This window comes from Martelella mediterranea (assembly GCF_004342225.1).
Lineage (GTDB): Bacteria > Pseudomonadota > Alphaproteobacteria > Rhizobiales > Rhizobiaceae > Martelella > Martelella mediterranea_B.
Genome location: NZ_SMAR01000005.1, coordinates 185,372 through 194,648 on the forward strand (window position 1 = coordinate 185,372; position 9,277 = coordinate 194,648).

Annotated in this window: 8 protein-coding genes; 6 read left to right on the plus strand and 2 right to left on the minus strand. The window is 55.1% G+C overall.

Annotated features, from left to right (window positions below):
• The first annotated feature begins 27 nt into the window (after positions 1-27).
• The 5 genes from map (at position 28) to der (ending at position 5,193) form a co-directional block, all read left to right on the plus strand.
• Positions 28-786 (plus strand): type I methionyl aminopeptidase, encoded by a 759-nt coding sequence (gene map / locus EDC90_RS05580; protein WP_132309416.1) that lies wholly within the window; start codon positions 28-30, stop codon positions 784-786.
• A gap of 198 nt (positions 787-984) precedes the next feature.
• Positions 985-2,244 carry a peptide antibiotic transporter SbmA gene (sbmA, locus tag EDC90_RS05585; RefSeq protein WP_132309418.1) on the plus strand — a complete coding sequence of 420 codons (1,260 nt, stop codon included), beginning with the start codon at positions 985-987 and terminating at the stop codon, positions 2,242-2,244.
• A 105-nt stretch (positions 2,245-2,349) separates the two neighbouring features.
• The gene (locus EDC90_RS05590; protein ID WP_132309420.1) at positions 2,350-2,937 is read left to right on the plus strand and encodes an NnrU family protein; all 588 of its coding nucleotides are present in this window, start codon (positions 2,350-2,352) and stop codon (positions 2,935-2,937) included.
• Between the two features lie 115 nt (positions 2,938-3,052).
• On the plus strand, positions 3,053-3,733 hold the full coding sequence (locus EDC90_RS05595) for a tetratricopeptide repeat protein (protein ID WP_132309422.1): 681 nt from the start codon (positions 3,053-3,055) through the stop codon (positions 3,731-3,733).
• Positions 3,734-3,765: 32 nt separating this feature from the next.
• Entirely contained in the window at positions 3,766-5,193 is a 1,428-nt protein-coding gene (gene der, locus EDC90_RS05600) for a ribosome biogenesis GTPase Der (RefSeq protein ID WP_132309424.1), read from the plus strand.
• Positions 5,194-5,207: 14 nt separating this feature from the next.
• On the opposite strand, the gene EDC90_RS05605 is transcribed toward der, so the two are convergent.
• Positions 5,208-6,281: a glycosyltransferase family 4 protein gene (locus tag EDC90_RS05605; RefSeq protein WP_245510952.1), complete on the minus strand. Its 1,074-nt coding sequence runs from the start codon at positions 6,279-6,281 to the stop codon at positions 5,208-5,210.
• A gap of 215 nt (positions 6,282-6,496) precedes the next feature.
• On the opposite strand from EDC90_RS05605, the gene EDC90_RS05610 reads away from it, so the two are divergent.
• The gene (locus tag EDC90_RS05610; protein WP_132309428.1) at positions 6,497-8,152 is read left to right on the plus strand and encodes an alpha-glucosidase; all 1,656 of its coding nucleotides are present in this window, start codon (positions 6,497-6,499) and stop codon (positions 8,150-8,152) included.
• A gap of 59 nt (positions 8,153-8,211) precedes the next feature.
• Here EDC90_RS05610 and EDC90_RS05615 read toward each other — a convergent pair whose 3' ends face one another.
• Positions 8,212-9,084 carry an aldose 1-epimerase family protein gene (locus tag EDC90_RS05615; protein WP_132309430.1) on the minus strand — a complete coding sequence of 291 codons (873 nt, stop codon included), beginning with the start codon at positions 9,082-9,084 and terminating at the stop codon, positions 8,212-8,214.
• Between the last annotated feature and the right edge of the window lie 193 nt (positions 9,085-9,277).

Sequence of the window (9,277 nt, forward strand, 5' to 3'; positions counted from 1 at the left end):
GCCTCTGCCTGAAAGAAAGAATGACGAATGATTGTCGAGACCGAAGACGAGCTTGAAGCCCTGAAAGACATTGGCCGCATTTGCGCAAAAGCGGTTCAGACCATGGCGGATGCGCTTGAACCTGGTATCACGACACGCGAACTCGATGGGATCGGACGGAAGTTTCTGACCGATCATGGCGCACAGTCAGCCCCCGAGGTTACCTATCAGTTTCCCGGAGCCACATGCATTTCGGTGAATGAAGAAGTCGCACATGGTATTCCGGGCGACCGGGTGATCGGTGCCGGTGATCTTGTCAATATTGACGTTTCGGCCGAGAAGAATGGCTTCTTTTCCGATACCGGTTCATCCTTTGCTGTTCCGCCTGTTTCTTCGAAAGTGAAGCGTCTTTGCCGTGATGGCAAGCGCGCAATGTGGACGGGCATCAATCAGGTCAAACCCGGCGCGTCATTTGGTGAGATCGGCAATGCCATCGGTGCCTTTGCGAAGAAGAACCGGTACTCGCTGATCAAGAATCTGGCCAGCCACGGCGTTGGCCGTTCGCTGCATGATGAACCATCCGAGCTTTCGACATGGCCGGACAAGAGCGAACGCCGCAGGATTGCCGAGGGGCAGGTGTTCACGATTGAACCATTTCTGTCGCTCGGCGGTGAATGGGCAGACGAGGCGGAAGATCAGGAGTGGATCCTTTACAGTGTGCCGCGGGCGCTGACGGTTCAGTATGAGCATACGCTGGTCGCAACCCGTTCCGGGCCGCTGATCCTCACACTTGGCGATGGCGACTGAGTGACCGCCTTGTGGATACGCCTGTTTCTTCTTTAGATCAGGAAAAGGCGGCAGCCGGGCGCAAGTCCGGCTGAATTATGTCTAAACTTTAATGTTAATCTTCTCCTTCCTGCCAAAATTGCCCTAGATTTCCTGATGCGAGCGCTGTCTTCTGCGTTGGCTGCGTTATCGTCAAAGAATTTTCCAGAAGGGCACATCTTGTTTCAGTCGTTTTTTCCCAAGCCAAAGCTTTTTTTCTCATCTGCTGTTGTTTGGGCGCTTATCGGCGTCCTGTTCTGGTACACAATCGGCCGAAGTCTGGGGGAGGATCTTGGCTTTGTCCGGCTTCCTGCCGATCAGCAGCCGATTGGTCTTGCGCACTTTATTACGCCGGACTTTCTCTGGTTTTATGTTGTTTATGGCGCTTTCACGCTCGCATTTGCTGCATTCTGGTGGGTTTTCGGCGATAACCACAAATGGCAGCCCTGGTCGGTCTGGGGGTCTGCACTGATCATCTTTATCACTTACTTTTCGGTGCAGATTTCGGTCGCAGTCAACAACTGGCGTCGTCCGTTCTGGGATTCGATCCAGAAAGCACTTGAGGGAGACCAGAGTATTACGGATGGTCACCTCTACGGCCTCATGCTGATCTTCGCTCAGATTGCCTTTGTGGCAATCGGGGTGTTCGTGCTTCAGCGATTCTTTGTCAGCCACTACGTGTTCCGCTGGCGCACGGCCATGAACGACTATTACACCAGCATGTGGGGCAAGGTGCGCCATATCGAGGGTGCCTCCCAGCGTATTCAGGAAGACACCATGCGCTTTGCCTCAATCATGGAAGGCCTCGGCGTTTCCATGATCGATGCGGTCATGACGCTGATTGCATTTTTGCCTGTTCTGCTGGCGTTGTCGAGCTATGTGACCGAATTGCCATTTATCGGAGAAGTCCCGGCGCCTCTGTTTCTGGCTGCTATTTTCTGGTCGATTTTCGGCACCACGCTTCTGGCCGTTGTCGGTATCAAACTGCCGGGGCTGGAATTCCGCAACCAGCGCGTTGAAGCCGCCTATCGTAAAGAATTGGTCTATGGTGAGGACCACGAAGACCGTGCCGATCCGATGACGCTTGGTGAGCTTTTCGGGAACGTTCGCAAGAATTACTTCCGGCTTTATTTTCACTATATGTATTTCAATCTGGCGCGGTCATTCTATCTGCAGGCCGATGCGCTGTTTGCAACTTTCCTGCTGGTGCCGACCATTGTTGCCGGCACGATCACTTTTGGTATCTTCCAGCAAATCCTGACGGCGTTTGGCCAGGTCTCCAGTTCTTTCCAGTATCTGATTAATTCCTGGACGACGATTGTCGAGCTGCTTTCAATCTATAAACGTCTGCATGCCTTCGAAGCTGCAATTTTTGGCCACGGGCTGCCGGAAATCGATCAGGAACAATACATGGAGCCGGGTGGCGATGTTGAAAGCTGATCGCACAGACGACTAAAGCGGGTTTTGATAAACAACAGCATTTTTGTTTGCCGAAGCCTGCGATAATGTGAGCGTCAGTCTAATGTCTCAGCGAGAGGATATCTCATGACTATGCTCGTTATCGCGGTGCTGGTTTTCACGCTTTTACACCTCGTTCACGCATTCGCGCCGGGTTTTCGCCAGTCGATGATTGATCGGCTTGGCGAAAACGGCTGGCGGGGTGTCTTTTCGGTTTTAGCGCTGGCCTCGCTTGTTTTTCTGATCTGGGCTTTCGGTCAGGCCAGGCAGGTCACTGGTGTACTTTATGTAACGCCGCTGTGGATGACCCACCTCACGGCGCTTTTGATGCTGATCGCGATGATCTGTCTTTCCGCCAGCTTCTTTCCGCCGGGAAAGATTGCTGGCTTTGCAAAGCATCCTATGGTCCTGTCGGTAAAGATCTGGGCCTTCGCGCATCTTCTTGCAAACGGTGAGACAGCCTCCGTCATTCTGTTCGTGGGGATTCTGATCTGGGCGGTTATTCTGCGGATCTCGCTGGCAAGGCGCGAACGTGCTGGAAACCTGACGCGAAAGCCCTTTGTTTCAAGCCTTTATGACCTTTATTCTGTGCTGCTTGGTGTCATATTGTGGGGGCTGTTCATATGGAAGCTGCATGTCTGGCTGATCGGTGTTCCGATCTCATTTGCCATGTAGCGCGGTGTTTCGTTTTGAAATGAGGGGCAAAGGCGAGCTTTTGCCCTTACCACGCGGGAAAAAAACGTTTAGAAGGCCCGGCACTGGAACTTGAAAGATCGGGCCGGAGTATCGAATGGCTAATCAGGACGACAGCTTTATTCGCGAAGTCAACGAGGAACTGCGTTCCGACCGTATGCGTGATGCATGGCGGCGGTATGGCCGTATTCTCATCGCACTCGCTATCCTTCTCGTGCTTGGCACGGCCGGCTGGCGGGGCTGGGAATACTGGCAATCGCGGCAGGCCGCAGAATCGGGCGATGTGTTTCTGTCGGCGCTGACAGCCATTGAAAACGGCAACCTCGATGCGGCCAAGGAAACGCTGGATCAGCTCGAAGCCGAAGGTCATGGTGCGTATCCGGTTCTGGCTCAGCTTCGTGCGGCGACGCTTCTTGCTGAAGACGGAGACACCGCTGCGGCCATTTCGGCATTTTCACGCATCGGCAAGGATCGCTCCATCCCCGCCGCCGTGCGCGATGCCGCCAAGCTGCGTGCTGGCTGGTTGCTGGTTGATACGGGAACCTATGATCAGGTCTCTGCAGAGGTTGAATCGCTTTCCAGTGATGGTAATCCGTTCCGCTTTTCTGCCCGTGAGATTCTGGGACTTTCTGCCTATCGCGCACAGGATTATCAGCAGGCTGCGGACTGGTTCGAAGCCATCGCCAATGACAGCGAGTCGCCCCGCAACGTTCTTAACCGCGCGCAGATCCTGCTTGAAGTCATGACCGCGAACGGTGACATTTCTGAACAACAGTAAACGGTCTTCGCCGTTTTCAAGGATAACGACCCATGAGTTTTACGGTTGCCATCGTTGGAAGACCGAATGTCGGCAAATCGACGCTGTTCAACCGGCTTGTCGGTCAGAAACTTGCGCTTGTTGATGATACGCCGGGTGTAACCCGCGACCGGCGTCCCGGCGAAGCACGGCTTTTCGATCTGCGGTTCACGATTATCGATACGGCTGGCCTTGAAGTCGCGCATGAAGATACGCTGCCCGGCCGCATGCGCGCGCAGACTGAGGCCGCGATTGATGAAGCAGACCTGTCGCTGTTCGTCGTCGATGCCAAGTTCGGCCTGACACCGGATGACCATACAATGGCTGACATGCTGCGCCGCCATGGCAAACCGGTGGTGCTCGTTGCCAACAAGGCCGAAGCACGTGGCTCTGACGCGGGCTTCTACGATGCCTATACGCTTGGCCTTGGAGAGCCTTGTCCGATTTCCGCCGAGCACGGGCAGGGGATGAATGACCTGCGTGAAGCGATCATCGAAACGATCGGCGAAGATCGTGCTTTCGACGATAAGAACGATGAAGACGAAGCCCGTACCGATGTCCTGCTGACCAAGGAAGAGGCCGATAACCCGGAAGAGGTCGCGCCCTACGACGACACCAAACCGCTCAGGGTTGCCATTGTCGGCCGTCCGAACGCCGGAAAGTCAACGCTGATCAACCGCTATCTGGGGGAGGAGCGTCTGCTCACGGGGCCGGAAGCAGGCATTACCCGCGATTCCATCTCGGTTGAATGGGAATGGCGCGATCGCGCAATCAAGCTGTTTGACACCGCCGGAATGCGGCGAAAGTCACGCGTCACCGAAAAGCTTGAGAAGCTGTCCGTTGGCGATGCGCTGCGGGCTATCCGGTTTGCCGAATGCGTTGTCATTGTGTTTGATGCCACGATCCCGTTTGAGAAGCAGGATTTGCAGATTGTGGATCTGGTGATCCGCGAAGGCCGCGCTGCTGTGCTGGCCTTTAACAAGTGGGACCTGATTGAGGATCGGCAGGCTGTACTTGCTGATCTGCGCGAAAAGACGGACCGGCTTTTGCCGCAGGCCCGTGGGATCCGCGCTGTGCCGATCTCCGGCGAACGGGGCACCGGTCTCGATAAGCTGATGCAGGCCATCGCGGATACGGACAAAGTCTGGAACAGCCGCATTGCAACAGCCAGGCTCAACCGCTGGCTTGAGAGTCAGACGGTCAGCCATCCACCACCGGCCGTTGCCGGACGCCGTTTGAAGATGAAGTATATGACGCAGGTGAAAACCCGCCCGCCGGGCTTCATGATTTCCTGCACGCGGCCCGACGCCGTTCCGGAATCCTATCTGCGTTATCTGACAAATGGTTTGCGTAACGATTTCAATTTGCCGGGTGTGCCGATCCGCATTCACTTGCGTGCCGGGGACAACCCCTTCGGCAATAAGCGCAAAAAAAAGCGCTGACCTTAATCAGCATTTCATGACCGCTCCGACGGGCGGTCATGCGCTTCAATCATGTTGTCGTAAAACTGTCTGGCGGCGGCCTCCCAGCTGAATTCTTCAGCCAGTGCGCGGGCTTTTTCGCGCGAGCAATCGAGTGCCTTCAGGCATGCTGCCTTCAGGTCCTCATCCAGCGCGCCGGCCTCTTCATGACCGTCGAGAATGTCGCGCGGACCGGTTACCGGGAATGCAGCAACCGGCACGCCACTGGCCAGTGCCTCAATGGTTGTGTTGCCGAATGTGTCGGTCTTTGAAGTGAAAACAAACACATCCGCCTGCGCATAGGCCGCAGCCAGTTTTCCGTTACTCAGCTGTCCGGCGAAATATGTATCGGGATATTTTTCTTCCAGCGCCTTGCGGGCAGGGCCGTCACCGACGAGCACCTTACTGCCCGGAAGGTCGAGTTCCAGGAATGCAGGCAGGTTCTTCTCGACAGCCACGCGTGCGACCGTCAGGAAAATCGGTCGTTCAAGCCCGAACGGCTTTTCTTCCTGTGGCTGGGGGTGAAAGTGTTCAGCATCAATGCCCCGTCCCCAGCGCATCAGGTTCTTGATGCCACGTTCCCGAAGCTCCTGCTCGAGGCTGTCGGTGGCCACCATGCAGCCATTGCCGGAATTGTGAAAGTTGCGCACAAATTTATAGAGCCAGTCTTTCGGGATTGGCGCACGCGCGGAAACATATTCCGGAAACCGTGTGTGATAGCTTGTCGTGAACGGCATTCCGTTTTTCAGGCACCATTTACGGGCCTTGAAACCCAAAGGGCCTTCAGTGGCGATGTGCACATAGTCCGGCGTTGAGGCTTCAATCAGGCGTGCAACATGACCATATGATGCAAGTGCCAGCCGGATTTCCGGGTAGGTTGGCATCGGAACGCTGCGGAACATATCGGGCGTGATCATGGTGATCTGAACGCCCATTTTATCAAGCTCGGCATTGGTGTTTTCGATGGAACGCACAACACCATTGACCTGTGGATGCCATGCATCGGAGATCAGTGTCAGCTTTTTGGTATAGTTGCCACTCTGGCCGCTGCGCGTTTTCTGCGCGATAATCGTGTCCACGACGTGCTCCGCATTCAACGTAAGACGTTAAGCCCTGTTAGATGTAGCGTGTGACAGATGTATTACAAATCGACACAGATGCGCTTGCAGGGATGCTTGTCCACTGTTTGAAATAAACAGGAACACAATGGACGGTCTTCACATTTACGATCAGACACTCAGGTTATTAATCTTCAGCTCATCACTTTTCAAAAAAGGACATTGCGATGCAGCAGCGGACGAATGATGGCGCCAACTGGTGGCGCGGCGGCGTGATCTATCAGATATACCCGCGCTCGTTTCAGGACACGACCGGCGACGGGATTGGCGATCTGAAAGGTATTACAAAACGTCTGGGTTATGTTGCTGAGCTGGGTGTCGACGCGATCTGGCTTTCGCCCTTCTTCACTTCGCCGATGGAAGATATGGGCTACGATGTTTCCGACTACTGTGGCGTCGACCCGATGTTCGGCACCCTGAACGACTTTGATGAACTGGTCAGCGAAGCGCACCGTCTCGGCCTGAAAGTGGTGATTGATCAGGTGCTTTCTCACACATCCGATCGCCACCAATGGTTTGAGGAAAGCCGCCAGAGCAAGGATAATGACAAGGCAGACTGGTATGTCTGGGCGGATGCCAAGCCGGATGGTACCGCGCCAAACAACTGGTTGTCTGTTTTCGGTGGTCCTGCCTGGGAGTGGGATGGCGTCCGTAAGCAATACTATATGCATAACTTTCTTGCCAGTCAGCCGGACCTGAACTTTCATTCCAAAGCGGTTCAGGATGCCCTGCTTGAAACCGTCAGGTTCTGGCTGGAGCGCGGTGTTGATGGGTTCCGGCTCGATACGGTCAACTATTACTTCTGTGACAAAGAACTGCGTGACAACCCGCCGGTTGATGGCAATCTCGGTCCGACAGGGCTCGATGCGCCAGACGTTAATCCATATGGCTTTCAGCAGCATGAGTATGACAAGACAAGGCCGGAAAATGTCGCGTTCCTGCAGCGCTTCCGTGCGTTGCTGGATCAGTATGATGGTCGTGCCTCTGTTGGTGAGGTTGGCGACGGCGCCCGCTCCTTGAAGACGGTGGCGGACTACACCTCCGGCGGCGATAAGCTGCATATGTGCTACACATTCGATTTTCTTGGCCCGGAATTTACACCGTTTCACATCCGCAAATGTGTGGAGGATTTTTTCAGCACGGTTGAAGATGGATGGGTTTGCTGGGCCTTTTCAAACCATGATGTCGACCGGCATGCGTCACGCTTTGCAAAAAGTGAGGCAGAGCGCGCACCTGTTGCCCGTCTGGCGCTGTCGGTGATTGCGACGCTGCGCGGTTCGGTCTGCCTCTATCAGGGCGAGGAGCTTGGCCTGCCGCAGGCAGAGCTGACGTATGAGGATTTGCAGGATCCTTATGGCATCCGTTTCTGGCCGTCATTCAAGGGGCGGGATGGTTGCCGCACCCCGATGCCATGGAGCGCCAAACAGGCACATGCCGGGTTTACAACGGCCGATAAGCCATGGTTGCCCGTGCCGGATGCGCATCTGCCGCTGTCCGTTTTTGAGCAGGCCGGTGAGCCGGCAAGCGTCTATAATCACTATCGTGCGATCCTGTCTTTCAGGAAGGCGCACAGTGCGCTGTTCGATGGAGCAATTGCATTTAAGGAAAGTGGTGATGACGATATTCTGGTGTTCACCCGTTCAGATGATCATGAGACACTTCTGTTTGCCTTCAATTTTGCCAGCAAGCCAAAAAGCGTGGCATTGCCAACCGTTATGAGCCACCTCGATACGCTTGACCTTCCCGGAGCAACGGCTGTGCTGAACGACACGCATATCGACTTTGGAGCCTTTGATGGCTTCTGCGCTCGCATTCAGGATTAAACGTAAAAACATGTGACGGTATGCGCGTGGCAGACCGTCACATTCTGTTTGTGGTCGTTTTATCCGTCGAAGGTCACGGTAAAGGTAAAGTCTGTGCTTTCGCCGGGCGCGAGGGTTTTGGTCGATGGTCGGGCTGATAGCTCTGTGCCCAACCCATGTGCTGCTGCCATGCCGTGCCATGGCTCAACGCAGATATAAGGTGCGCCGGGTTTGGTCCACAGCGCCAGATTTGGCAGGTTTTCGAAGGTGAAATGCAGGGCAGGACCGTCCTCGGCGCTGAGTGTCAGGCGGTCTCCTGCGCCTTCTGGGAAGATCATGGCATCATCAACGAAATAGTCATGATCCAGAGCCAGAAGACCTTTTGAAAACGGTGAGGGCAGGGGTGTCAGGTCGATCAGCCCGTCGCGCAGCCGCACCATGAAAGGCTCTGCGTCATTTTCCAGATGAACGTGATGGACATGGCCCTTATTCATGCCCGGCATCGGCCAGTTGAACGCTGGATGATACCCAAAACCGAAGGGCATCGGTTTGTCTCCGGAATTGACAACCGTCGAGACGACTTTCAGTGTCGCTCCTTCCAGGACATGGGCGACGGAAAGTCTGAAATCAAACGGGTAAATCTCTTTTGTCCGAGCATCCGCTTCAAGCTCAAGACGGCAGACCGTATCGGAATGCTCTGCCAGGCGGAACCCGAATTTCCGGGCAAAGCCGTGTTGCTTCATCGTGTAAGGCTGGCCATCAATCGTGATCGTGTCATCCGGTGCCTTGCCGACAATCGGAAACAGGATCGGTGCACGCCCGGTCCAGAACTCAGCGTCGCCATTCCACAGCCAGGACCTGCCATCGCTGGTCATGATGGACTGTGTTTCCGCGCCACGAGGCGAAACCGCGACGGAGAGTTTATCATTGGCAATTCGGATCGTCTCGGACATGGACTGTAACTCCTTTGGATGTGGCGGATGGTGGCGATGACGGCATAGTATCGCCGAAGCCCGGTCAGGCAACCGCAAAAAAAACCGCACCGGCCGTAAGAGTCTGTTCAAGAAAGCGGATAGCGGGCGAGCCGCCTTGTCATGAGCTTGATCATCGCGGTCTGGATGAAGGCGAGGCTTGTTGCCGAGAACC